We start from the raw sequence: 25019 nt of genomic DNA, 5'->3' as shown, positions 1-25019 counted from the left end.
TGGTGCGCAATCGCGCACCTGAGAATCTCGAGATTCTCTGGTGCGGAAGCCCGCACCGTAGTTCGATGCTTCGCATCGCCCCGGAATGACGGGGCGTCTCAGCCCGTAAATATGCGGTAACGACGGGGCTCGAGGCCGATTGTGTCGCCGGCGCGCAGTTCCCGGCCACGGGGGGCGTCGATCTCGATAGTCTCGCCACCGGACAATGCGACCTCGGCCCGCTGCACGGGACCGAAATTCCGGACGTGCCGAACCGCGCCCTCGAAGGCGCCCGAGCCGGGCGGGCCGACCAGCATGTCATGTCGCCGCACGAACAGTCGTGACGCGCCAGACACCAGGCCGTCTGCGGCAAGATTGAGCGGACGGTCGCCGAGCCTGACGACGCCGCCCTCGACCCGAACCGGCAGCTCGATGGATTCGCCGATAAAGCCGTGGACGAAGGCGGTCGCCGGAGTCTCATAGACGTCATCGGGCGAGCCGATCTGCTCGATCCTGCCCTTGTCCATGACCACGACTCGGTTGGCGACTTCGAGCGCCTCCTCCTGGTCGTGGGTGACGAAGATCGAGGTGACGTTGATCTCATGGTGCAGCGAGCGTAGCCATCTCCGCAGCTCTTTCCGCACCTTCGCATCGAGCGCACCAAAGGGCTCGTCGAGCAGGAGGATGCGCGGCTCGATCGCGAGCGCGCGGGCCAGCGCGATGCGCTGGCGCTGGCCGCCGGAGAGCTGGCTCGGATAGCGGTCGGCGAGCCAGTCCAGTTGCACGAGATCGAGCAGCTCCTTCACCCGCCTGCGGATCGTCGCCTCGTCCTTGCGGACCGCGCGCGGCTGCACGCGCAGGCCGAAGGCGACGTTCTCGAACACGCTCATGTGCCGGAACAGCGCGTAGTGCTGGAATACGAAGCCGACATGGCGCTCGCGTGCTCCCTGCGCCAGCGCGTCTTCTCCATTGATCAAGACCTCTCCGGCGTCAGGCCAATCGAGCCCCGCGACGATCCTGAGCAACGTCGTCTTGCCCGAGCCTGAGGGCCCCAGCAATGCCAGCAGTTCGCCGCTATCGACTTTGAGGTCGACGCCGTCGAGGGCTTTAAAGCTGCCGAACTGCTTGACGAGATTTTTGACTTCAATGGTCATTGACGTCCTGTCCTTCGTCGAGCTGACGTTCAAGAATGGTCTTGGCGATCAGCGTGATCAGCGCCAGCATCGCGAGCAGCGAGGCGATCGCGAATGCGGCGACGAACTGGTACTCGTCGTAGAGAATCTCGACCAGGAGCGGCATGGTATTGGTCTCGCCGCGGATGTGGCCGGAGACGACCGAGACCGCACCGAATTCGCCCATCGCGCGCGCATTGCAAAGCAGGACGCCGTAGAGCACGCCCCATTTGATGTTGGGCAGCGTGACGCGGAAGAAGGTTTGCAGGCCGGAGGCGCCGAGCGAGATCGCGGCCTCCTCTTCCTGCGTGCCCTGCTCCTGCATCAGCGGGATCAGCGCACGCGCCACGAAGGGGAAGGTCACGAAGGTGGTGGCGAGCGCGATGCCGGGTACCGCGAACAGGATCTGGATGTCGTGATCCCTGAGCCAGCCACCGAAATAGCCCTGCGCGCCGAACAGCAGCACGAAGACGAGGCCGGAGATCACCGGGCTCACCGAGAACGGAAGATCGATCAGCGTGATCAGGAAGGTCTTGCCCGGGAATTCGAATTTGGCAATCGCCCAGGCGGCAACGAGGCCGAACACGAGATTGAGGCTGACCGAGATCGCCGCGACCAGCAGCGTGAGCTTGATCGCAGCCAGCGCCTCCGGCTCGGCAAGCGCGGAGAGGTAGGGAAGTATCCCCTTCGAGAACGCCTCCGCGAACACAAGCGCCAGCGGCAGCACGACGAAGACCGTGAGAAAGATCATTGCCAGCGCGATGATCGCGATGCGCACCGCCCTGGGCTCGGAGCGGAGATTGTTGCGCGCGGCCGCGGCATGCGCACGCGCCCTCGCCTCGGGCGAGGACAACGAAACGGAATCGGCGATCTGCATCGTCATGGTCCGCCCTCAGCGCGCCGGAATCCGGTTCTGCGCCCAGCGCTGCAACCGGTTGACCGCGAAGATGATGACGAAGGAAACGACGAGCATGACGACCGCGATGGCGGTCGCATCCGCGTAGCGGAATTCGGAGAGCCGGATCACGATCAGGAGCGGTGCGATCTCGGAGACGTTGGGTAGATTTCCGGCGATGAAGATCACCGAGCCATACTCGCCGACCGCGCGCGCAAAGGCGAGCGCGAGGCCAGTGAGCAGCGCCGGTGCGAGCGACGGCAGGATCACGCGAATGATGGTCTGCCAGCGGCTGGCCCCCAAGCTCCCCGCGGCCTCCTCGATCTCGGGGTCGAGATCCTGCAGCACCGGCTGCACGGTACGCACCACGAAGGGGATGCCGATGAAGATCATGGCGACGAAGATACCGACCGGCGTAAAGGCCACCTTGATGCCGAGCGCGGCGAGCGGCGCTCCCAGCCACCCCTTCTCGGCGAACAGCGCGGTCAGCGCGACGCCCGCAACGGCCGTCGGCAGCGCGAACGGCACGTCGACGATGGCGTCGAAGATGCGGCGGCCGGGAAAGCGGTAGCGCACCAGCGCCCAGACGATGATGCTACCCATGACCAGATTGACGCAGGCAGCGGCAAAGGCGAGGCCGAACGAGACGCGGAGCGCATTCAGCGTGCGGCGGCTGGAGAGGATGTTCCAGAACTGCTCAGGGCTGAGCTCCAGCGACTTCAGGAACAGCCCGGCGAGCGGAATCAGGATGATGACCGACAGCCAGGTCAGCGTCAGTCCCATCGTGAGACCGAAGCCCGGCAATGTCCTCCGTCGTGCTGCGATTACGCTCACCAAGCCCCCTGCTGAAATCCTCCGACAGCGCCCGATCAGTTCTTGTAGATCTGATCAAAGACGCCGCCGTCGGCAAAATGCTCTTTCTGCGCCTTGGTCCAACCACCGAAAACATCGTCGATGGTGAATAGTTCGACCTTGGCGAAGGAATTTTCATGCTTCCTGGCGATCTCGGCATCGCGCGGGCGATAGAAGTTGCGTGCGGCAATCTCCTGCCCCTCCTTGGTGTACCAGTACTGGAGGTAAGCATCGGCGACGTTGCGGGTGCCCTTCTTGTCGGCAACCTTGTCGACGATCGCGACCGGCGGCTCGGCCAGGATCGAGAGCGGCGGCGCCACGAGTTCGAACTTCCCGGCCCCGAATTCCTTCAGTGCGAGATAGGCTTCGTTCTCCCAGGCGAGCAGCACGTCGCCGACGCCGCGCTCGACGAAGGTCACGGTCGCCCCGCGCGCGCCGGTGTCGAGCACCGGCACCTGCTGGTAGAGCTTTCCGATGAAATCCTTGGCCTTGTCGGCTGAGCCATACTTCTTCTGCGCAAAGCCCCAGGCGGCAAGATAATTCCAGCGCGCACCGCCCGACGTCTTCGGGTTCGGCGTGATCACGGCAACGCCGGGCTTGAGCAGATCGTCCCAGTCCTTGATCCCCTTGGGATTGCCCTTGCGCACCAGGAACACGATGGTCGACGTGTAGGGAGATGAATTCTGCGGCAGCCGCTTCTGCCAGTCCGCCGCGGTGAGACCCTTGCCGGCGATGGCGTCGATGTCGTAGGCCAGCGCGAGCGTCACCACGTCCGCTTGCAAGCCGTCGATCACCGCGCGCGCCTGCGATCCGCTGCCGCCGTGCGACTGCTTGATCTCGACGCTCTTGCCGGTCTCCTTCTGATAGGCGTTCGCGAACGCCTTGTTGAATTCGACATAGAGCTCGCGCGTCGGATCGTACGACACGTTCAGCAGATTGATGTCAGCGGCGAGAGCCGAGCTTGCCAAGAAACTCGTAACCAGGAGTCCTGCAGCGAGCGGAACGATACGACGCATCATGTCCATCTCCATTTACCTCGACGACGCCAGTGTCGACGAAGGCATGCAGGCGAAACTCGTGGCGAAACGGTCCCGAGTCAACGGAACCGGATTTTCTTGTTCGCAACCGCGCAGCTTGGCTGTGCTACGAAATCTTCATCGTGTGGATGCCGCATTCTGTCTTGGTGCGGCCGCGCCAGCGACCCGCGCGCTCATCCTCGCCTTCGGCTGTTCTGCTCGTGCAAGGCATACACCCAACCGAGCGAAAACCGGACGCCGCAAGTGGGTGACGCGGCAATTTGGCGCGGACGAAAATCGCTTCGAGTTCCTCGCGCGAGACGTTGGCGAACGGGTTGAACTTCAACCGCGTACCGTCATCCTCGACAACGGCAATGTCGGCGCGCGCATTTCCCTGGAAACGCTTACGGCCGTTGAGCCAGGCTGAAAACGGTTTCAGCGCACGCGCCAGCGGTTCCACCTTGCGGATACGGCAGCAGGCGTCGGGATCGGAGAACCAGAGATCGCGGTCGGGATCTTCGCGTGACAGCGTCTCCTCGGTGGGCCTGACCGAGCGAACGTCCTTCAGGCCGAGCATCGCGATGAGCTTGTCGCGATAGGCGAACGTTTCCTCGAACAGCCAGCCGGTGTCCAGGAAGATCACCGGGATGGCCGGATCGACATCTGCCACCACCTTGAGCAGCGTCGCCGATTCCGTGCCGAACGACGACAGCAGCGCGAGCTTCTCGCGCCCGACCGCCTTCAACGCGGCCGCAACGACCTCCTGAGGCGAGGCATCGCGCAAGGCGCGATCGAGCTCTGCAGCCGAAGGCAGCGTGGATACGGACGAGACCTTGGTTGCGATGGCGTTCATGTGCCGACCCCCTCGGAGTGGCGCAGCTGCATGCGCCGGTGCAACGCCGTGATGCGGCCGTCGCCGGTCGGCTGGTAGAACACCGAGTAACGCTTGGCTGTCTGCATGAAGGCTTCCGCATCCGCCTGCTTCTTGACCTCGAAGGAATCGAAGCCGGCACGCAGCATGAACACGAACTGGTCGCGCAGGATCTGGCCAGTGGCTCGCAGTTCGCCGCGGTAGTTGTAACGCTCGCGCAGCAGCCGCGCCTGGCTGTAGGCGCGTCCGTCACGGAAGGTCGGGAACACCAGCGCAACGGCGGCGATCTTGCCGAGATACGGCACGAGCTCGTCGATGTCGCGATTGTTCGGCCAGATCACACCGACCTTGCCGGCGCGCTTGAGCAACGCCTCCGCCTCGCCGACGAAACGCTCGGCCGGCACCAGGATGTCGCCGCCATCGGGCAGCGGCGTATCGACGGCCAGCTTGACGAAGCTGTCGTCGGCGATTTTTCCGCCGTTAACGAGTGGCATAAACGCGCTCCTTGAAGGGTTCGACGCCGAGGCGCTTGACCGTATCGATGAACAGCTCCTCCGGCCGCTCACGCAGCGCCAGATAGGCTTCCACGACGTCCTCGATGACATCGGCGACCTCGTCGAACTTGACGCCGGGGCCGATCAGATTGCCCAGCGCAGCGCCTTCGTCGGCGCGGCCGCCGATGGTGATCTGGTAGACCTCCTCGCCGTTCTTCTCGACGCCGAGGATGCCGATATGGCCGACATGGTGGTGGCCACAGGCATTGATGCAGCCGGAGATATTGATGTGGAGACGGCCGATCAGGTTGGCGAGCTCGTGGTTGGCGAAGCGCCGCGTCAGCTCCTGCGCGATCGGGATCGACCGCGCATTCGCCAGCGAGCAGTAATCGAGACCCGGGCAGGCGATGATGTCGGTGATCAGATTGACGTTCGGCGTCGCGAGCCCAAGCTTGTCCAGCGCCTTCCACAGGGCCGGCAGGTCGCGCTTGGCGACGTGCGGCAGCGCCAGGTTCTGCTCGTGGCCGACGCGGATCTCGCCGAAGGAATATTTGTCAGCGAGATCGGCGAGCGCATCCATCTGCTCGGCCGTGGCATCGCCCGGAGGCTTGCCGATCGGCTTCAGCGAAATGGTGACGATGGAATAGCCCTGCACCTTGTGCGGGGCGACCGAGTTCTTGCGCCATGCCTCGAACTCGGGATCGGCTGCGGCCTGGCGCAGTTCGTCCGGCATGTGCGGCAGCTTCTCGTAAGCGGGATAGGTGAAGCGCGAGCGGATGTCCTCGATCACCTCGTCGTCGATCTGCAGCGAGGAATTGCGGATGTGCTGCCACTCCTCCTCGACCTCGCGCGAGAATTTTTCGATACCGAGCTCGTGCACCAGGATCTTGATGCGCGCCTTGTAGATGTTGTCGCGGCGGCCATACTGGTTGTAGACGCGCAGGATCGCCTCGATATAGCTCAGGATATCGCGGCCATGCACGAAGTGCTTGATGGTCTTGGCGATGAACGGCGTGCGGCCGAGACCGCCGCCGACCAGAACCTCGAAGCCGGTCTCGCCCTTCTCGTTCTTGATCAACTTGAGCCCGATGTCGTGGATCTTGATCGCGGCGCGGTCATGGTCCGACGCGGTGATCGCGATCTTGAACTTGCGCGGCAGGAACGAGAATTCCGGATGCAGCGTGGTGTGCTGGCGGATCAGCTCCGACCAGATGCGCGGATCCTCGATCTCGCCAGGCGCGACGCCGGCCCACTGGTCCGAGGTGACGTTGCGCATGTTGTTGCCGGAGGTCTGCATCGCATGGATGCCGACCTTGGCCAGATCGGCCAGAGCATCCGGCAGCTCGGCGAGCTTGATCCAGTTGAACTGGATGTTCTGCCGCGTGGTGAAATGGCCGTAGCCGCGGTCATATTTACGCGCGACATGGGCGAGCGCCCGCAACTGGTTCGTCGCCAGCGTGCCATAGGGGATCGCGACACGGAACATGTAGGCGTGCAGTTGCAGATAGACGCCGTTCTGAAGCCGCAGGATCTTGAACTCGTCCTCGGTGAGCTCGCCCGAAAGGCGGCGCTTGACCTGGTCGCGGAACTCCGAGACGCGCTCGTTGACGAGCGTGCGATCGATTTCGTCGTAAGCGTACATAAGAGGATGCCTTAAACCTGGGCCGGCTGCCCGATGGTGACACCGGTGCGGCGGATCTGTTCGCGCAGATTGCCGGGTTCGACCTTGCCGTCCACGCCGACCTGCACCGGGGCGATATAGGGACCGATGGCGCCGACGTCATCGGCCACCGACTCTGCAAGCAACGCCTTGGCGTCGTCCGAGTTGCGCACGATCGCAGCTTCCGAGAGGTCCGCGGACCAGCTCTTGGCGGCGGTGCGATACACCACGATGCCGTCCCAGGTGCGGTTCGCGGTCACGACCGAGGGGCCGGCGATTTTGATTTTCTTCTGTTCAAGCGGAGAGGTCATTCGGCTGCATCCAATAGGTCAGAGATGATTTGCTTTGGTGTTTGACGGCGAAGCGAACCGGCATGCCGGACCACGTCGCCGATGATGAGAATGGCGGGACCACCGCTGGTCTGCCGCACGAGCTCGGGCAGGTCGCGCAGCGTGCCGATTGCGCCTTGCGCATCCGGACGCGTGACGCGGGCAAAAACGCCCACCGGCGTCTCTGCCGAGCGGCCGGCGGCAAGGAGGCCGGCGCGAACGGCAGGCGCAGCCGTCATGCCCATGTAGACAACGACGGTCATCTTGGTATCGGTCAGCATCGACCAATCCACCGTCTCCGCATCGCGCGCCTTGTGCGCGGTAAGGAAGGTGATCCTGGTCGCCTCATGACGATAGGTGAGCGGCACCTCGAAATCGGCGGCGCCGCCAAGGCCTGCGGTGATGCCGGGAATGATCGAATAGGCAACGCCGGCAGCGCGCAGCGCTTCGACCTCTTCACCGCCGCGGCCGAACACGAAGGGATCACCACCCTTCAGCCGCACGACGCGCTGACCTGATTGCGCGGCCGCGATCATCCGCTCGTTGATGGCGTCCTGGCCGATACCCGGCTTGCCGACACGGCGGCCGACCGGAACGCGCGCGGTGTCGCGGCGGATGCGGTCGAGAATGTCTGGAGAAACCAGCTCGTCGTGGAAGACGATGTCGGCATCCTGGAGCGCGCGCAACGCCTTGATGGTGAGAAGGTCGGGATCGCCAGGACCGGCGCCGACCAGCGCGACCGAACCTTCCGGCTTGTCGGCGCGCGCGAAATCGGACGGATCGGAGATTGCCTTGAGCGCTGTGTCAGCCTCGCCCTTGCGACCGGCCAACACGGCCGCGCCGATCGGACCGTCGATGACGCGCTCCCAGAAGCGGCGACGCAGCGGAAACTCGGCGATGCGCTCGTTGATGGATTTGCGGAAGCCGCCGATGAACTCGGCGAGCTCGCCGATGCGCGCCGGCAGCAGTGCCTCGATCTTCTCGCGCACGCGCCGCGCCACCACCGGCGAGGTGCCGCCCGTGCCAACGGCAACCACGACATCGCCGCGATCGACGATCGCCGGAAAGATGAAGCTGGAATGTTCGAGATCGTCCATCACGTTGACGGGCAGGCCGAGCGACTTGGCGCGAGCCGACATCGCCACACCGACATCGCCCGCACCCGCGCAGACCACGGCGATGACGCCGGCAAGATCAGAGGTCAGCGGATCGCCGCTGGTGATCTCGATACGCGCCGCGTCTTCAGTGCTCAGACCCAGGTCCTGATTGCCATCGATCGCATGCAGGCGGATGCGCGCGCCGGCAGCGGCAAGCACGCGCAGTTTTGCGCGCAAAAGCTCGCCCGCGCCGATGAGGACCACCGGGCCGGCCTTGAGATCGAGGAATACCGGCAAGAACCGCATACGATACTCGCTTCCCCCACACCCGGGGTTGACTGGAATTATTTTCTATATATGTGTCGTTTCAAGCGCGCAAAGAGAAAATTTTTTCTTCTCTTCTGCGGCGCAACTATAGAATTTTAGCCTCCAAACGCAAAGTGGCAGAGATGCATCTTCTCAAGGACGATTCCGCAGTTGCCGGAGTGAGCAGCCCCGCCCCCGTCGGACGCTCGGGCTCGCAAGAATTTTCTGCTGATGTTGCCCCCAGCATGGACCATCTCGACCAGCTGGAAGCGCAAAGCATCTACATCTTCCGCGAGGCCTTTGGTCGTTTGAAAAAGATCGCCCTGCTGTGGTCGCTCGGCAAGGACTCCAACGTGATGATCTGGCTGGCGCGCAAGGCGTTCTTCGGCCGGCTGCCGTTTCCGGCGCTCCATGTCGACACCGGCAAGAAGTTTCCGGAGATGTATCGATTTCGTGATCACTACGGCAAGGAGTGGGAGCTCGATCTGCGCGTCGAGCCCTGCCCGCCGATCGATGCCGTCGATCCGACGCTGCCGCCGGCCGCCCGCTCCGCGGCGCGCAAGACCGAGGGCCTCAAGATGGCGCTCGCCAAATACGGCTTTGATGGCCTGATCGCCGGCATCCGCCGCGACGAGGAAGCCACCCGCGCCAAGGAGCGCGTGTTCTCGCCGCGCGGCCTGGAGGGCAATTGGGACGTCCGCGACCAGCCGCCGGAGTTCTGGGATCATTTCAACGCATCGCCGCCGCAGGGCGCGCATTTGCGCATCCACCCGATCCTGCATTGGACCGAGGCCGACATCTGGGCCTACACCAAGCGCGAGAACATCCCGATCATCCCGCTGTATCTCGCCAAGGACGGCAAGCGCTATCGCTCGCTGGGCGATCAGGACATCACCAATCCGGTCGCGTCGACCGCGTCGAACATCGACGAAATCCTGGTCGAGCTCGAGCAGACCAAGGTGCCGGAGCGCTCCGGCCGCGCGCTCGACCACGAGACCGAGGACGCTTTCGAGCGCCTGCGCGTCGCCGGCTATCTCTGATCAAGGACGCATCACGGCTATGAACATGATCGTCACCCCCGCTTCGCCCGCCACTCCGAACGGCACCACGCGTCCTCAAGTGCGCATCGTCATTGTCGGCCACGTCGATCACGGCAAGTCGACGCTGGTCGGCCGCCTCTTGCATGAGACCGGCAGCCTGCCCGACGGCAAGCTCGACATGCTGAAGGCCGTCAGCGCACGGCGCGGCATGCCGTTCGAATGGTCGTTCCTGCTCGACGCACTGCAGACCGAGCGCGACCAGGGCATCACCATCGACACCACGCAGATCCGCTTCCGCACCAATTCGCGCGACATCGTTTTGATCGACGCACCCGGTCACGCCGAATTCCTGCGCAACATGATCACCGGGGCCTCGCAGGCCGACGGCGCGGTGCTGATCATCGACGCGCTCGAAGGCGTGCGCGACCAGACCCGTCGTCACGGGTACCTGCTGCATCTGCTCGGCGTGAAGCAGGTCGCTGTCGTCGTCAACAAGATGGACCGCGTCGACTTCTCCGCGGAACGTTTCAAGGAGATCAGCGACGAGATCTCCGCGCATCTCAACGGCCTCGGCGTGACGCCGGCGGCGATCATCCCGATCTCCGCACGTGACGGCGACGGCGTCGCCGAACGCACCGACCGGATCGGCTGGTACAAGGGATCGACCGTGGTCGAGGCGCTGGACCGCCTCGAACCGGCGCGGCCGCTCGAAACGCTGGCGCTGCGCCTGCCGGTGCAGGCGATCTACAAGTTCGACGACCGCCGCATCGTCGCAGGCCGCATTGAATCCGGCAGCCTGATTGCCGGCGACGAGATCGTGATCATGCCGGCCGGCAAGATCGCCAAGATCAAGACCGTCGAGAGCTGGCCGGTGACCCCGGTCACAACGCGTCAGGGCGCCGGCCGCTCGGTCGGTATCACGCTCGACCGCGAATTGTTCATCGAGCGCGGCGACATCATCGCGCACACCGCCGCCGCCCCGCGCGAGACGCGCCGGCTGCGCGCACGCATCTTCTGGCTGCACGACAAGCCGCTCGCCAAGGGCGATCAGATCCTGGTTCGCTCGGGGCCGAAGGAAAGCCGCGCCACCGTGGTGGCGATCGAGAAGGCCGTCGATCCCGGCGAGCTCGAGAGCCGCGAGAACAAGGCGATCGGCCGCAACCATGTCGGCGAGATCGACATCTCCCTGTCGAGCCCGATTGCTGCCGATCCCTACACCGAGAATCCGCGCACCGGCCGCCTCGTGATCGAGGTCTCCGGCCGCATCGCGGGCGGCGGTCTGGTGCTGTCGGTCGATGCCGGCCAACGCGCCGTGCCTGTCGACATCGTGCCGGTGGAATCGGCGTTGCGCGCCGACGAACGCTCCGCACGCTATCGTCACAACGGCGCCGTGGTCTGGCTCACCGGCCTGCCCGCCTCCGGCAAGTCGACGCTGGCGAAGGCGTTGGAGCGGCGGCTGTTCGCCAATGGCGGCTCGCCGATCCTGCTCGACGGCGACACGCTGCGTGCCGGCCTCAACGGTGATCTCGGCTTCTCCGCCACCGATCGCAGCGAGAACATCCGCCGCCTTGCGGAAGTCGCAACGCATCTCGCCCGCAATGGCCATATCGCGATCGTTGCCGCTGTCTCGCCCGCGCGCGAAGACCGCGCCACCGCGCGCCGCATCGCCGACACGGCGTTCCGCGAGATCCATGTCGCGACGCCGGCCGAGATCTGCGAAGAGCGCGACCCCAAGGGCCATTACAAAAAGGCCCGCGCCGGCGCGCTCGCATCGTTCACCGGCATCGGCAACGACTACGAGCGGCCCGAGGCGGCCGAGCTCGTGATCGACACGTCGAAGCGGACGGTCGCGGATGCGGCGGACGAAATCGAGCAGATGCTGAAGACGTCAGGCGTGCTGTTCGACGAAGTCGTGGATCTCGCCGCGAATATTTGAGGCGTGTGCTTCGCTTGAGGGAGCACGGCTGCGCGCAACATCACCGGTGTCGTCCTGGCGAAAGCCAGGACCCACCGCGTGATCTATCGGTTGGGCTCGACAGCAGTCCCGAACCACTCAAACTTCTCCCTGGAGTAATGGGTCCTGGCCTTCGCCAGGACGACGCCGGGGAGGGACCTCGCCCATTGCATTGGCATTGCGCACTCGGGCGCGGCCCGAGCAGACCGCCCCACCTTTTCTTGACATTTTGACAAGCCCCCGGGGGTCTTCTCACAGCCCCGATTTTGGGGCTAATAGGTCCCGAAAGTCGCCCCTTGCGGGCGCATTTTGCTGCTGACGGGTCAAAAGCAGCCAAAAACAGCCATTTCCAACAAGAAAGCCCATCATGAAACGCGTCGACGCCCACGGATTGAAGATCGCCCCCGTCCTTTTCGATTTCATCGCCAAGGAAGCCGCCCCGAAAACGGGGATCGCGCCGGATGCGTTCTGGGCCGGGGTCGCCGCCATCATCAAGGAGTTGGGACCGAAGAACCGGTCGCTGCTCGCTTTCCGTGATCAGCTCCAGGCCAAGATCGACGACTGGCACCGCGCCAACAAGGGCAAGGCGTTCGACCTCGCCGCCTACACCGCCTTCCTGAAGGAGATCGGCTATCTCGTCCCAGAGCCCGCGACGCAGAAGGTCGAGACCGCCAATGTCGACGAAGAGATCGGCAAGATCTGCGGCCCGCAGCTGGTCGTGCCCCTCACCAACGCACGCTATGCGCTGAACGCGGCGAACGCGCGCTGGGGCTCGCTCTACGATGCCTTCTACGGCACCGACGCCATTCCCCACGATCCGTCGGAGAGCGGCAAGGGTTACAACAAGGCGCGCGGCGACAAGGTGATCGCCAAGGCCAAGGCGTTCCTCGATGCCGCCGCACCGCTCGCGACCGGCAGCCACACCGACGTCACCGCCTACAGCGTCGTCGCGGGCCAGCTCGCGGTGAAGCTCAAGAGCGGCAACGCCACCGCACTGAAGAACGCCGCGCAATTCGCCGGCTTCCAGGGCGATGCGGCGGCGCCGAGCGCCGTGCTGCTGGTCAACAACGGCCTGCATGTCGAGGTGACGATCGACCGCAACAGCGCGATCGGCAAGGACGATCCGGCCGGCGTCGCCGACATGATGATGGAAGCTGCGGTCTCGACCATCCTCGACATGGAAGACTCCGTCGCCGCCGTCGATGCCGAGGACAAGGTGCTCGTCTACCGCAACACGCTCGGCCTGATGAACGGCACGCTGTCGGCGGACTTCGAGAAGGGCGGCAAGACGCTGACGCGCTCGCTCAATGCTGACCGCTCCTACAAGACGCCTGACGGCAAGGGCGAAGTGAAGTTGCACGGCCGCAGCCTGCTGTTGATGCGCAATTGCGGTCACCACATGTTCACCGACGCGGTGCTCGACGAGACCGGCGAGGAAGTGCCGGAAGGCCTGCTCGATGCCGCCGTTTCCGGCCTGCTGGCCATTCACGACCTCAAGGGCAACTCCAAGGTCAAGAACAGCCGCACCGGATCTGCCTATATCGTCAAGCCGAAGATGCACGGCCCGGACGAAGTATCGTTCACCTGCGAGATCTTCGACCGCGTCGAGAAGATGCTGGGCTTGGCCGAGAACACGCTCAAGGTCGGCATCATGGACGAGGAGCGGCGTACCACCGTCAACCTCAAGGCCTGCATCCAGCGCGCCTCCAAGCGCATCATGTTCATCAACACCGGTTTCCTCGACCGCACCGGCGACGAGATCCACACCTCGATGGAAGCGGGCCCGATGATCCGCAAGAACGAGATGAAGGCGCAGGCCTGGATCAAGGCCTATGAGGACTGGAACGTCGACATGGGCCTGATCGACGGCCTGCCCGGCCACGCCCAGATCGGCAAGGGCATGTGGGCTGCCCCCGACAAGATGGCGGACATGCTGCAGCAGAAGCTGGCGCATCCGCAGGCCGGCGCCACCACGGCGTGGGTGCCCTCGCCGACCGCCGCGACGCTGCACGCGCTGCACTATCACCAGGTGAACGTGATCGCGCGCCAGCAGGAGCTGACCAAGGGCGGCCCGCGCGCAAAGCTGTCCGACATCCTCACCATTCCGGTGTCGAAGTCGAACTGGGCGCCAGACGACGTCAAGCAGGAGATCGACAACAACTGCCAGGGCATTCTCGGTTACGTCGTGCGCTGGATCGACCAGGGCGTCGGCTGCTCCAAGGTGCCCGACATTCACGACGTCGGCCTGATGGAAGACCGCGCGACGTTGCGCATCTCCAGCCAGCATCTCGCCAACTGGCTGCATCAGGGCGTGATCACGGAAGCGCAGGTGATGGAATCGCTCAAGCGCATGGCCGTCGTCGTCGACAAGCAGAACGCCGGCGATCCGATCTACAAGCCGATGGCCCCCGCCTTCGACGGCACAGCGTTCAAGGCCGCCTGCGACCTGATCTTCAAGGGCCGCGAGCAGCCGAACGGCTACACCGAGTACATCCTCACCGCCCGCCGCCGCGAGGCCAAGGCGGTGGGTTGAGTTCCGTCGTGCTGACATCGAAAGCCCCGGCTCAGCCGGGGCTTTTTTGTTGGGCACGCGAGCCCGCTAAAACACTGCGAGATATTTCAGCAGCGACACGATGCCGATGATGATGACGATCACGCGCGCGATCTGCTTGGCGCGGCCGTCCATTGGCAGCATGTTGATGAGATAAAGCACGAGAATGACGACGAGAAAGGTGACGAGTACGCCGACAAGCATTGCAAGGCCCCCTTCAGGCAAATTGCTAACGAGGTCCTAACGCCCGTCTCGCGCGCCGGTTCCATTCGCGCAACCCATTGCAACTTCTAGTAAATGCGTAATTCTACCGGCGGGCGGCTGCCTAAAATTTTACCCTTTTCACTTCAGATGTCGAAACCGTTCGGTCTGCGAGGCAGGAACGGTACGTGATTGCCGATCCTGTCGCGCCCTGTTTTCTCGATCTTTGCCGGGGCGTACGCGGTAAGATTCGCGCGGCGTAAGGCTCCCTACTCCTTCGCCACCACCGGCACCTGGCGGAACTTGGCACGCACCGAGTCCGGCAAGGGCGAGAAGTTCATCGCGACGCCGCGGCGATCGTTGGCGTTGCGGTTGGCGACGACGAGGCCTTCGCTGCCTGCAACGATATCGCCCCTGCGCATGGTCGGATCCTCGTCGATCTTGACCTGCGCGAGCCCGACCGGATCCTTGCCGTTGCAGGTGCAACCAGCGACGATCTCACTGCGGTAGCGGAAGGCGTTGGGCAGGTCGGAATAGGATTTGCCTTTGTCCGTGGTGGCGTCGTCGATATCGCCGCCATAGACCAGCGAGGTCTCCGAGGCCGGGCAGAAGCTCTTGCAGGATTGCGCCTTGCTCTCGGCGTCCGCACCTTGCGCCGGGAAGTAGCGGCCGTCGCAGCCGCGCACGCAATAGGCCATGCCGCCGCCATAGGACGCGCGCTGGCGCGGCGCGTCGTAGCGCGGCATGTCGTCGTTCGGGAACGGCATGCGGATCTCCGGCGCGGGCCGCATGCGGAAGCCACCGAACAGCGCCGAGAAGAAATCCTCCGCATGCGCCGAAGGCGTCAGCCCCAGGCCGAGGGAAGCGATCGCGACGAACGCCGCCGTTCCGCAAAACGACTTGCTGATCGAATGTCTCACCATGTAACCTCACCCAACTCCTAGTCCACCGACGACGCCGAGATGTTCAGCGCCTGGCGCCCCGCGGGCAGCGGCGTCGCCGCCGGCCGCTTGCGCCAGGATTCACCGCCCTTATCGCCGCCACGCGCCATCAGCGGCGCGTTCTTCGGCAACACCACGACCTTGGCGCCGAGATTGACCCGGCTGAACAGGTCGGTGACATCCTCATTGGTGAGGCGGATGCAGCCGGAGGAGACGAACTTGCCGATCGTGGTGGGATCGTTGGTGCCGTGGATGCGGTACTCGCTTGAGCCGAGATACATTGCACGCGCACCCAGCGGATTGCCGGGCCCGCCGGCCACGAAGCGCGGCAGATAGGGCTGGCGCGCGATCATCTCTGCCGGCGGATGCCAATCAGGCCATTCCGCCTTGCGGCTGATGCTCTGCACGCCCGACCAGGTGAAGCCCTCGCGGCCGACGCCGACGCCGTAGCGCATGGCACGCCCGTTACCGAGCACGTAATAGAGATAGGTGTTGGCGGTATCGATCACGATGGTGCCGGCCGGCTCATTGCGGTCGAAGCTCACGACCTGGCGGCGGAGACGATCCGGCAACACTGCATCCTCGTCGGCGGCCTGCGGCGCTTCGCTTGCATAGCCCTGCGAATAGGCCGGATCCTGCTGATACGCCTGCGGCTGCATCGGCGCATAGCCGAGCGTTTGTGCCTGAGCCGCGCACGGCACGGTCAGCAAAGTGGTCGCGAATGCACAAGCGGTGACGACGCGCGGCGAGAAGCTGCGGCGGACTACGGAGAACGTTGTCATGTGCTGCCCCGTTGGATGTGTGCATCTGGGTGATGCTGCTGTCCCGTCAACGCGGGAGTGCCGACTCAAGTTCCGACGCCGTGTGCGCCAGCCGAGTCACAGTCAAGCGACCCCAACTTCACGAAGCCGCGATGGAACCCCGACCGTTCTCGCGCGTTTTCCCGACATTCATGGGCGCGCGGAGGCTTCCGTGCGGGAGAGAGATTGTGCGCGTCCTTCCCAGTGAACGACTGATTTCCGGGCCCGACGAGGGTACCCCGCTTCCCGACAGCCACAGCGAATTGCCGCCGATAATCCGGCGCACCGAATTCGTTGCCTTTGCGCTGGCCGGCCTGCTCGTGATCGCCGTCGTCGCCGTGCTCTACGTCGCTAAAGCGTTCTTCCTGCCGGTGGTGATGGCTGTCGTCGCCGGTACCATGCTGTCACCGGCCGCAACCTTCCTGGAAAAGCGAAGGGTGCCGCGAGCTGTCGGCGCCGTGCTGATCGTGGCCGCCGTGAGCGCGATCGTCGCTTTCATCGTCGCACTCATCGCCTCACCGGTGATGGATTGGAGCTCACGCCTGCCGGACCTCGCCGGCCAGCTCAAGGGCAAGATGCACGTCTTCGACCGACCTCTCGCGCTGTGGCAGGAGCTTCAAATCATGGTGGGCGGCTCCGAAGCGCTGCCGAGCCTCCAGCTCCCCAAGATCGAATGGGTGCAGCCGACGCTCGAATTCCTGTCGCCGACCTTTACCGAATTCCTGCTGTTCTTCGCCACCCTGATCCTGTTCATCGCGAGCTGGCGCGACCTGCGGCGCGCGCTGATCATGACGTTCGGTGAGCGCGACGCCCGGCTGCGCACGCTGCGGATCCTGAACGAGATCGAAGTCCATCTCGGTAACTATCTGCTGACGGTGACCGTCATCAATATCGGCGTGGGCATTGCCGCCGGTGTCGTTTGCGCGATTACGGGCATGCCCAATCCGGCCGGCCTCGGCGCCCTCGCGGCAACGCTCAACTTCATTCCGATCATCGGGCCGGTCGCGATGTTCCTCATATTGGCCGTCGTCGGTATTCTGGCCTTCCCGACGATCGGCGGTGGCCTCGCCGCGGCGATCGCCTTCGGCGGCATCACTTTCCTGGAAGGACATTTCGTCACGCCGACCATCATCGGCCGCAGGCTGGCGCTGAATGCGCTCGCCGTGTTCGTCGCGCTGGCCTTCTGGACCTGGCTATGGGGGCCGATGGGCGCATTCCTGTCGTCTCCGCTGCTGATCGTCGGATTGATCCTGAAGGAGCATCTCTTGCCGGAGAATTCGCCGCAGCTGCCGCAGGAGTGACGGCTGCCGCGAACGGAACTTACCGGAAGACGAGGCGTTTTCCGGCTATCTCCGCCGACAGTTTTGGAGCCCCCCGATGTCCATAACCAGTGACGAAACCGGGATGAGAGACTGGATCGACAAAGCCACCGCAGAACGCCTCGAGAAGGATGTAACAGCCGTGAAAAGCGATATCGCCGCCCTCACCGACCAGATCACCGATGCGCTCAATACGTTTGCCAACGCCACGGGCAAGCAGGCCCGGCGTGGCTACAAACAGGCGCGCGACAACATGGATTCGACGCTCGACGACTTCTCGGAGCGCGGTAGCGCAATGATGGACGCGGCACAGGATGCCTACGGCTCGCTCGAGGAGACGTTGGAAGACGCAATCACGCAGCGGCCGCTCGCGACCGTCGGTGTTGCGCTCGGCATCGGCTTCCTGATCGGTTTTGCCTGGCGCCGCTAGAGCGCGCAAAGGATTTTGAGGCCACGACGGCTACGCCGCCGTGACCGGCTGGTGACGAATTGGCTTGTGGGGATCCGAGGAGCAAGACCGTGTTTCAGCGCATCATCGACGGCATCAGCACATCGACTGGCACGACCGTGCGGCTGACCTCGCTGGCGGCGGGCGCAGCGTTCGCGCTGTTCATCACCACCTGCTTCCTCTGTGCGGCGGCCTTCATCTCGGTGCTGGAGAAATACGGCCCCGTGCCGGCCTGCCTCGCGGGCGCCGGCATCTTCTTCTTGCTGACGCTCGCCGCCGCAGGGAGCTATTGGGGTTACAAGCGGGAAATTCGGACGCGCGCGCGCATCGCCGCCGAGCGCGCCGCGAAGGCGGCTCCCAGCATGCTTGCTGACCCCATGCTGATCGCAACAGGCTTGCAGATCGTGCGCGCTATCGGGGTCAAGCGGCTGCTGCCGATCCTTGCGATCGGCGGCGTCGCGCTGGGAATCATGGCAAGCCGCGTCGGCACGACGGACGAGCCTTCGGCTGAACCGGCCGAGTGAGGGCAATGCCACATTAAGAAAGTTGCGCCGCAGGCTGGACGAGCGGGCCGGTTGGAGTTCAACGGCCCGCCTCTGCGCAATAATTCATCAGGCGCGGTCAATCCACTCCGCTCACGCAAACGCTACTCGGATAGGCAGGCGGTTGCCGCTAAAAGCATCGCCCCTGATTCCAGAAGTCATTTTCCGCGATGAAACCGTCCGTCAAGGCGAACCTTGCCGCATTCCAGCACGACGCCAGGCTCTATTTGACGCTCGGCATTGCCAATTGGTCGGTCTTCGTCGACCACATCCCGAACAATGTCGTCAATCTGCTGACGCTACGCAATTTCGGTTTCAGCGGCGCGGCCGACCTGTTCGTGTTCGTGGTGGGCTATGGCGTCGCCATCATCCACGGCAGGATGACGCTGGAGCGCGGCTATATCGTCGCCGCGACCCGCATCTTCCGCCGCGTGTGGCGGCTCTATGCCGCCTATGTCGTGCTGTTCGTGCTCTACATCGACACCATCGCCTATGTCGCCTCACAATCGATGGCGCCGGAAATCATTGAGGAATACAATATCTCGGGAATTCTCGAGCACCCGCTGCGCATCCTGGTCCAGGGATTGGTGCTCCAGGAAGAGCCGCTCAACCTCGACCTTCTACAGCTGATGATTCCGCTAATGGCGTTCTTTCCGTTCGCCTTGTGGGGTCTGCTGCGACACCCGAACCTGACGCTGGCCGCATCGGTCGCGCTGTATCTCGCGGCGCGCTGGTTCGGTTGGAATTTTCACGCTTATCCTGACCGGGAATGGACGTTCAATCCGTTCTGCTGGCAGATGCTGATGGTGCTGGGCGGCTGGTTCGCCGTCACCGGCGCCTCAGGCCGCGGCTTGCGCAACCTGTCCTGGCTCCGCGCGCTCGCGGGTGCCTATCTGGTGTCGGCGATGGCCATCACCTTGATGCGCCATTCACCCGCATTGTCCGCCTATCTGCCGGACATCGTGCTCAACGGCATCACACCGACCGACAAGGAAAACCTCGCGCCCTATCGCGTGCTCCATTTCCTTGCGCTTGCCTTTATCGCAACCCATTACATTCCGGCCGGCCATCCGGGGCTGCAACTGAAGCCGCTCCAGATGGTGATCAAATGCGGCGAGGAATGGCTCGCCGTGTTCTGCGTCGGCGTATTCCTGTCCTTCGCCGGCCATCTCATCCTGATCACCGGCGCCAATCTGGTCGTGATGCAGATCGGGGTGAGCCTTGCCGGTTTCGCGGCGATGACCGCGGTGGCCTATTATATCTCCTGGTCGAAGCGGCAGGACGAGCCGGCGGCCTTGCGGCAGCGGGCTTAGAGCCCGGCTCGAAAACGCGCTCGCCAAGCCGCGCGATTCCGCTAGGCCGGGCGCCGCTCCTGCGCTATGCGAGACGGAACGGCCGCAGCGACCCGCGGCTCGTCGCTAAGGAGACCGGCTTGATCATGGCGAAAGGCACGTCTGATGCAGCCGAGGGTGCACCCCGGCGCGGCCGGCCGCGCTCGATCGAGACCACCAACGCCATCCTCGAGAGCGCCTATGCGCTGATGGCCACGACCGGCCTTGCCGCGACGACGATCGATGCGGTCGCGCGCCACTCCAACGTCTCCAAGATGACGATCTACAAATGGTGGCCGTCGCGGGAGGCGCTGCTGATCGACGCCTTTCTCCATCACGCAGCCCAAATGCTGCCGCTGCCCCCGGTGAGCGCGGGCACGCCCGCGACGCGCGCGCGCCGCCATGCCGCCGCCTATGCCGAAGCCTTGCAAAGCGAGTTCGGCAAGGTGCAGCTTGCCGTCATCTCCGAATGCATTTCCAAGACCGGCTCAGCCGAGCTGTTCTATACGCGCTATCTCCAGTTCCGGCGCGACGCGCTGGTAGAGATGATCGCGACCGGCCAGCGCGACGGCAGCATCCAGGCCGGCGGGCCGGCGGAGGATCTCTACGACGCGATCTATGGCAGCCTGTTCTATCGCTACGTCTTCGGCATCGCGCCGATCACGCCGACCTATGCGCGCAACCTGGTCGACCTGGTGTTGAGGCCGAAGAGCTGAGGCATTTAAGCAGGACGTGGCGATCCGCGTTAGGAAAGCCGCCAAATCAGCATCCGGTGCGATTTACTTCGCCGGCCTGACCGGCGCAGAAATCTTGTCCGTGCGGTCGCGTTCGGTCATGTCAACGACCGTTTCCATCGGCGCTATCAGCTCATAAACGTAGGAAACATCGGTGAAGTAGCGCTTGGCGGTGCCGCCGAGCGCCTCGGGCGCGACGCGATCGAGCAGGATCAAGCCGAAATCCGAATCCGGCCGGCGCGTCGCCTCGCTGGTGTTGAACTCCTCCCAGCGGAAATGAAACACCGTCTCCGGCTCCTCGCCCGTCACCGTCCAGTTCGCGGTGATGTGCGGATGCTTGCCGACCAGCGACAGGCCTTCGTCCGAATGCGAGGCCAGCTCGAAGAACAGCAGCGACAGGCTTTGGGCGGCACGCGCGCTGACTGCGATGTCCGGACCGCTGACGGCGATGCGATCGGCATGCGGAATGGCGCGCGCCTCGAACAGGCCTTTCAGCTTGACGCCCTGCCACTGGCTCTCGCTGAGCAGGGACACCACGTTGGACATGGCGTGGATGCGGCCGATCAAGAGCTCACGCGCCACATCGATGTCCGAGCCGTGGCGCAGCGTGCGCGTGACGATCGACTGGATCACCGCGAGGATGTTCTTGACGCGGTGGTTGAGCTCGTCGATGACAGCCGTCAGCCGCCGCTCGAAGCCGATCCGGACCTGGATCTCGCGGCTGAGTCTCAGATTGTTGTAGGCGACGTAGCCGAACAGGCCGCACACCATCGCCGTGATGGCGAAGCCGATCGCCGCAACGATGATCGCGGTCTGCTCGGCACGCCGCGCCGAATTGGTCTTGGCGTAATAGCCGAGCTGCCAGTCACGGCCACCAAAGCTCACGGTGCGCGTCGCTGACGGTGCAGGCCCGTCCGGCGTCGTCATGCGGGTGGAGACGACACCCTGGTCGTTGGCGACGAGCTCGCTGCCTTCCTTGCGCGGATCCTTGAGCGCGACAGAGAACAACGACAGATCGTCATTGGTCAACATCAGCGAGGCCAACTCGTACGAAAAGGTGACGAAGCCGACCGGCTCGGTCGCACCCTCGGGAATGACGGGAGCCGCGACGATGACGCCGATCGGCCCGCTGCCGCGCAAGAGCGGTATGGGGTCGGAGGCGACCGACCGCTTCTCGACCCTCGCCCGCGTCAGCATCGCGCTGCGAACCGGGTCGTCATCATAGCTGCGGCCCGGCAACGTCTTGGTCTCGTCGCTGCGCGGCTCGAGGTCCATCAGCACGTCGATCGGCTGGGTCAGGCTCGCCGGGTCGATCGGCTTGTCGTTGTAGTCGCGGATCTGCGGCTTGGGAAAGCCGGCGGCCGCAATCGCGGTCTGCGCCGCGCCGAGCTCGCGCGGTTGCAGCCGGGCGACCCAGCCAGCCACCACGAAATCTGTCTTGAAGGCGTAGATCGCCGACCGCAGTGGCTCCAGCATGTTGGGCTTCAGCACCGACGGCGCGCGGAACAGGCCTGAGGCGACACGCGCCAGCAGCTCACGCTCGGTCGACCTGTCCTGGACCAGGCTCGCATGAACGTCGATCGCGCGCGCCAGCGCAATCCGGTCCAGCGCCAGCTCCTGGTCGTGGACGCGATAAGCCGCCAGCCCTGAGAGCAAGGCTCCGAGCAGAGCGATGAAGCCGATGATGAAACCCAGCCGGACCACGCGACTACTCAGGCGAACGCAGGAGGTCGGCAATAAACACGGAGCATATCAACGCCGCTCGAACGGCCATGTACCGAAACAGGGGTGGAGCCCAGTGGCAGAGATAATGACGGAGGAGGCATCTGTACGCAACTTGGGTCGCCCAAAAAGCTTAATCCGCCCGGCCGATCGTCTGGCCAATCGCGGCTTTGCCCCGGGCACCGGAGGTAGACAATCGCCATGTCCGAAATTTGTTCCGTCCGGCCCGCTTTGCCTCAGACCTTAACGGCGGAAAATGCCTGTGCCATGTCGCCGCGGCCCGTCGGGCCGCCCGTCTCAACCCGCTCGCTTCAGTCCACCTTTGGTTTCAATGAAGCCGACGATGCGGTCGAGCCCCTCGCTCTTCTTCAGATTGGTCATGACGAAGGGGCGCTCGCCGCGCATGCGTTTGGCGTCGGTGTTCATCTTCTCGAGGGACGCCCCGACATGGGGCGCGAGGTCGATCTTGTTGATGACCAGGAGGTCGGAACGGGTGATACCGGGGCCGCCCTTGGATGGAATCTTGTCGCCGGCGGCAACGTCGATGACATAGATGGTGAGGTCGGCGAGTTCCGGGGAAAAAGTGGCAGCGAGATTGTCACCGCCGGATTCGATCAGCACCAGGTCGAGGCCGGGGAATTTCGCGCGCATGTCAGCCACTGCGGCGAGATTCATCGAGGCATCCTCGCGGATCGCGGTGTGCGGGCAACCGCCGGTCTCGACGCCGGCGATGCGGTCCGGCGTCAGCGAACCCGAACGCACAAGGAATTCCGCATCCCATTTCGTATAGATGTCATTGGTGATCGCGGCGATATCGTAGCGCTCGCGCATGGTCTTGCAGAGCAGATCCATCAGCGCGGTCTTGCCCGATCCAACGGGGCCGCCGACGCCGACACGCAAGGGGCCGTGAGATTTCGACATACTCTCTCCTAATGTCGTCCCGGCGAAGGCCGGGACCCATAGCCACCGAACTCAATTGATGGGACAGGCTGTGGCTGCGTCCTGCCATAACCACACACATTTGTGGTTATGGGTTTCGGCCTTCGCCGGGACGACGAGCGGTTAGATTTCACGCCTCTCATGACCTGAACAGCCGAGTATATTGCGCCTCGTGCCGCAGGCTGGCGAGATCGGCGCGGAAGGTCGCGCCGCCGAGATCGTCCAGCGTCGCGCTCAGCGCCCGGTTGGCCGTCGCGGCGACGGCGGCTTCCAGCGACACCAGCACACGCTGGCTGTCGGTCTGCCCGAGCGGAATGAGCCGGCTTGCCGCCGAGATCCAGTTCGAGACCAGCGCGTGCAGGAAGGCGTGCAGCGTTGGCGCCAGCGGCACGCCGTGCAAGGCGGCGACGACGCCGACGGCGACGGGATAGACCATTGGCGTGCGGCACGCCGCGACCGTCGCATCCAGACCGTCCGCATCCCACGCGGCGCGGGTGATGTCGATGAAGGCGCGGCCCTGCGAGGTCGTCTCCAGTTGCCGCTCGCGCGACGGCACGAAGGCGGCAGCGAGCTCGGCGATGTCGTTCAAGGACGTGCCTTCGCCGGCATCGGCGGCACGATAGGCGTGGACCAGAAACGTCGCGTCGCAAAAGCCCGAACCGTCACCAAGCATGGCATCGAGCCAGTCGGCGAGCGTGGCAATGTCCGTGATGTCTCCGGCTTCGACCGCCCACTCGATACCGCTGGAATAAGAGAAGCCGCCGACGGGAAACGCCGGCGACAGCCACGTCATCAGCCGGTACAGCGCCGCCGCCTCGCGCTCGGCGAGGTCGCCGGCACCGACGGGCTCATTTGTGGTCGTGAGCATGCTTGTGGCCGTGGTGATGGTCGGGATGGTCGCAATGCTCATCGTGGTGATGATGATCGTGCCCATGGTCATGCGCGGCATGATGATGGTCGTGGCCGTGATGATCATGGTGATGATGGCCATGATCGTGGTGACCGTGATCATGATGTGCATGATCGTGATGCGCATGGTCATCGTGTCCATGCGCGTGGCCGGCCTCGGCGTAAGCGCCGCCTTCGGGATCGAACGGCGCCTCGATCTCGATCACCTTCGCACCGAGCCCCTTCACCATGGCTTCGATGACGTGATCCCGGCGGATACGCAGGGCTTTGGCCATGAGTTGTGTCGGCAAATGGCGATTGCCGAGGTGCCAGGCGACGCGGATGAGGTGGTGCGGGTCGCGGCCGCGGATCTCGAGCAGCGGCTCGGGCGCCGCAACCACTTCGACCAGCCTTCCGTCCTCCAGTACCAGCGCATCGCCGCCCCGGAGCGCGACGGCGTTCTCCAGGTCGAGCAAGAAGTTCAGCCCCCGCGTTCCCGTCATCGCCATGCGGCGGCGGTGCCGATCGTCGAAATCGAGCACGACCGTATCGGCCGGCGTTTCGGTGAAGCGGTGCTGTCCCTTAACCTGCGTCGCCCGGATCATGCGCTGTTACCTCGTCTCGACCTTCTCGGGCGTGATGTATTCGATCTTTGGCGGCGCCGCGAAGCATTTTACGGCGACCCGGCCGAACGTCTTCATGTGTTCGGCGGCGCGATGCGGCCCCAGCGCTTCCATGTTCTCCCACTGCTCGACGAACACCACCTTGCTGGGGTCGGTGACGCTCTCATGCAGGTCGTAGGCAATGTTGCCGGGCTCTTTCCGAGTCTCCTTGATGCAGGCAATAGCGGCCGCAATGAATTCGGCACGCGTTTCGGGCTTGATGGTCAAGGTCGCAACGACGTAGATCACGAGAAATCCTCCCGGCTTTTTCTTCTG

The 25019-nt window shown here is 64.3% G+C and carries 25 protein-coding genes; 8 read left to right on the top strand and 17 right to left on the bottom strand.

The genetic code is table 11. The annotated features are described in order from the left end of the window. Positions 1-98 precede the first annotated feature (98 nt). The 9 genes from JQ587_RS15595 to cysG all read right to left on the bottom strand — a co-directional run bounded on the left by JQ587_RS15595 (position 99) and on the right by cysG (position 8671). Positions 99-1133, bottom strand: a complete 1035-nt coding sequence (locus JQ587_RS15595; protein ID WP_212425856.1) for a sulfate/molybdate ABC transporter ATP-binding protein — start codon at positions 1131-1133, stop codon at positions 99-101. Further along, complete coding sequence (gene cysW / locus JQ587_RS15590; RefSeq protein ID WP_212298347.1) at positions 1123-2034, bottom strand: sulfate ABC transporter permease subunit CysW; 912 nt, start codon at positions 2032-2034, stop codon at positions 1123-1125. Before cysW ends, JQ587_RS15595 begins: the two co-directional genes overlap by 11 nt. Positions 2035-2043: 9 nt before the next feature. Continuing rightward, the gene (cysT, locus tag JQ587_RS15585; protein ID WP_212298348.1) at positions 2044-2880 is read right to left on the bottom strand and encodes a sulfate ABC transporter permease subunit CysT; all 837 of its coding nucleotides are present in this window, start codon (positions 2878-2880) and stop codon (positions 2044-2046) included. A gap of 35 nt (positions 2881-2915) precedes the next feature. After that, positions 2916-3929, bottom strand: a complete 1014-nt coding sequence (locus JQ587_RS15580; protein WP_433995294.1) for a sulfate ABC transporter substrate-binding protein — start codon at positions 3927-3929, stop codon at positions 2916-2918. A gap of 112 nt (positions 3930-4041) precedes the next feature. Next, entirely contained in the window at positions 4042-4767 is a 726-nt protein-coding gene (locus JQ587_RS15575; protein ID WP_212425854.1) for a phosphoadenylyl-sulfate reductase, read from the bottom strand. Then, positions 4764-5279 (bottom strand): DUF934 domain-containing protein, encoded by a 516-nt coding sequence (locus JQ587_RS15570; protein WP_212425853.1) that lies wholly within the window; start codon positions 5277-5279, stop codon positions 4764-4766. Before JQ587_RS15570 ends, JQ587_RS15575 begins: the two co-directional genes overlap by 4 nt. Beyond that, positions 5266-6921: a nitrite/sulfite reductase gene (locus JQ587_RS15565; RefSeq protein WP_212298352.1), complete on the bottom strand. Its 1656-nt coding sequence runs from the start codon at positions 6919-6921 to the stop codon at positions 5266-5268. Before JQ587_RS15565 ends, JQ587_RS15570 begins: the two co-directional genes overlap by 14 nt. 11 nt (positions 6922-6932) lie before the next feature. After that, complete coding sequence (locus JQ587_RS15560) at positions 6933-7250, bottom strand: DUF2849 domain-containing protein (protein ID WP_212425852.1); 318 nt, start codon at positions 7248-7250, stop codon at positions 6933-6935. Beyond that, positions 7247-8671: a siroheme synthase CysG gene (gene cysG / locus JQ587_RS15555; protein WP_212425851.1), complete on the bottom strand. Its 1425-nt coding sequence runs from the start codon at positions 8669-8671 to the stop codon at positions 7247-7249. The genes JQ587_RS15560 and cysG overlap by 4 nt, the downstream gene beginning before the upstream one ends. A 245-nt stretch (positions 8672-8916) precedes the next feature. On the opposite strand from cysG, the gene cysD reads away from it, so the two are divergent. From cysD to JQ587_RS15540, 3 genes are all read left to right on the top strand, one after another. Beyond that, positions 8917-9711: a sulfate adenylyltransferase subunit CysD gene (cysD, locus tag JQ587_RS15550; protein ID WP_212298355.1), complete on the top strand. Its 795-nt coding sequence runs from the start codon at positions 8917-8919 to the stop codon at positions 9709-9711. Between the two features lie 19 nt (positions 9712-9730). Next, positions 9731-11647: an adenylyl-sulfate kinase gene (cysC, locus tag JQ587_RS15545; RefSeq protein ID WP_212425850.1), complete on the top strand. Its 1917-nt coding sequence runs from the start codon at positions 9731-9733 to the stop codon at positions 11645-11647. A 385-nt stretch (positions 11648-12032) separates the two neighbouring features. Then, on the top strand, positions 12033-14198 hold the full coding sequence (locus tag JQ587_RS15540) for a malate synthase G (protein ID WP_212425849.1): 2166 nt from the start codon (positions 12033-12035) through the stop codon (positions 14196-14198). A gap of 66 nt (positions 14199-14264) precedes the next feature. On the opposite strand, the gene JQ587_RS15535 is transcribed toward JQ587_RS15540, so the two are convergent. The 3 genes from JQ587_RS15535 to JQ587_RS15525 all read right to left on the bottom strand — a co-directional run bounded on the left by JQ587_RS15535 (position 14265) and on the right by JQ587_RS15525 (position 16140). Next, positions 14265-14420, bottom strand: a complete 156-nt coding sequence (locus JQ587_RS15535) for a Thivi_2564 family membrane protein (protein WP_008546817.1) — start codon at positions 14418-14420, stop codon at positions 14265-14267. A 266-nt stretch (positions 14421-14686) separates the two neighbouring features. Next, positions 14687-15340 (bottom strand): DUF2865 domain-containing protein, encoded by a 654-nt coding sequence (locus JQ587_RS15530; protein WP_212425848.1) that lies wholly within the window; start codon positions 15338-15340, stop codon positions 14687-14689. A 17-nt stretch (positions 15341-15357) separates the two neighbouring features. Next, the gene (locus JQ587_RS15525; protein WP_212425847.1) at positions 15358-16140 is read right to left on the bottom strand and encodes a L,D-transpeptidase; all 783 of its coding nucleotides are present in this window, start codon (positions 16138-16140) and stop codon (positions 15358-15360) included. Between the two features lie 206 nt (positions 16141-16346). On the opposite strand from JQ587_RS15525, the gene JQ587_RS15520 reads away from it, so the two are divergent. The 5 genes from JQ587_RS15520 to JQ587_RS15500 all read left to right on the top strand — a co-directional run bounded on the left by JQ587_RS15520 (position 16347) and on the right by JQ587_RS15500 (position 20514). Continuing rightward, entirely contained in the window at positions 16347-17459 is a 1113-nt protein-coding gene (locus JQ587_RS15520; protein WP_212425846.1) for an AI-2E family transporter, read from the top strand. Between the two features lie 76 nt (positions 17460-17535). Next, the gene (locus JQ587_RS15515; protein ID WP_212298360.1) at positions 17536-17907 is read left to right on the top strand and encodes an ElaB/YgaM/YqjD family protein; all 372 of its coding nucleotides are present in this window, start codon (positions 17536-17538) and stop codon (positions 17905-17907) included. Between the two features lie 89 nt (positions 17908-17996). Beyond that, positions 17997-18449, top strand: a complete 453-nt coding sequence (locus JQ587_RS15510; RefSeq protein ID WP_212298361.1) for a hypothetical protein — start codon at positions 17997-17999, stop codon at positions 18447-18449. A gap of 188 nt (positions 18450-18637) precedes the next feature. After that, positions 18638-19780, top strand: a complete 1143-nt coding sequence (locus tag JQ587_RS15505) for an OpgC domain-containing protein (RefSeq protein WP_212298362.1) — start codon at positions 18638-18640, stop codon at positions 19778-19780. A 125-nt stretch (positions 19781-19905) separates the two neighbouring features. Continuing rightward, positions 19906-20514 carry a TetR/AcrR family transcriptional regulator gene (locus JQ587_RS15500; protein ID WP_212425845.1) on the top strand — a complete coding sequence of 203 codons (609 nt, stop codon included), beginning with the start codon at positions 19906-19908 and terminating at the stop codon, positions 20512-20514. 63 nt (positions 20515-20577) lie between these two features. Here JQ587_RS15500 and JQ587_RS15495 read toward each other — a convergent pair whose 3' ends face one another. The 5 genes from JQ587_RS15495 to JQ587_RS15475 all read right to left on the bottom strand — a co-directional run bounded on the left by JQ587_RS15495 (position 20578) and on the right by JQ587_RS15475 (position 24992). Next, complete coding sequence (locus JQ587_RS15495; RefSeq protein ID WP_212425844.1) at positions 20578-22236, bottom strand: CHASE domain-containing protein; 1659 nt, start codon at positions 22234-22236, stop codon at positions 20578-20580. A 315-nt stretch (positions 22237-22551) separates the two neighbouring features. Continuing rightward, positions 22552-23175: an urease accessory protein UreG gene (gene ureG / locus JQ587_RS15490; RefSeq protein WP_212298364.1), complete on the bottom strand. Its 624-nt coding sequence runs from the start codon at positions 23173-23175 to the stop codon at positions 22552-22554. A 157-nt stretch (positions 23176-23332) separates the two neighbouring features. Next, complete coding sequence (locus JQ587_RS15485) at positions 23333-24061, bottom strand: urease accessory protein UreF (protein ID WP_212425995.1); 729 nt, start codon at positions 24059-24061, stop codon at positions 23333-23335. After that, positions 24042-24686, bottom strand: a complete 645-nt coding sequence (ureE, locus tag JQ587_RS15480; protein ID WP_212425843.1) for an urease accessory protein UreE — start codon at positions 24684-24686, stop codon at positions 24042-24044. The genes JQ587_RS15485 and ureE overlap by 20 nt, the downstream gene beginning before the upstream one ends. 6 nt (positions 24687-24692) lie before the next feature. Further along, complete coding sequence (locus JQ587_RS15475; RefSeq protein ID WP_212425842.1) at positions 24693-24992, bottom strand: putative quinol monooxygenase; 300 nt, start codon at positions 24990-24992, stop codon at positions 24693-24695. Positions 24993-25019: the final 27 nt, after the last annotated feature.

This window comes from Bradyrhizobium manausense (assembly GCF_018130615.1).
In the GTDB taxonomy this organism is placed as follows: domain Bacteria; phylum Pseudomonadota; class Alphaproteobacteria; order Rhizobiales; family Xanthobacteraceae; genus Bradyrhizobium; species Bradyrhizobium manausense_A.
The sequence above is the reverse complement of the archived record's forward strand: the minus strand, read 5'-3'. Positions and strand labels throughout refer to the sequence as shown.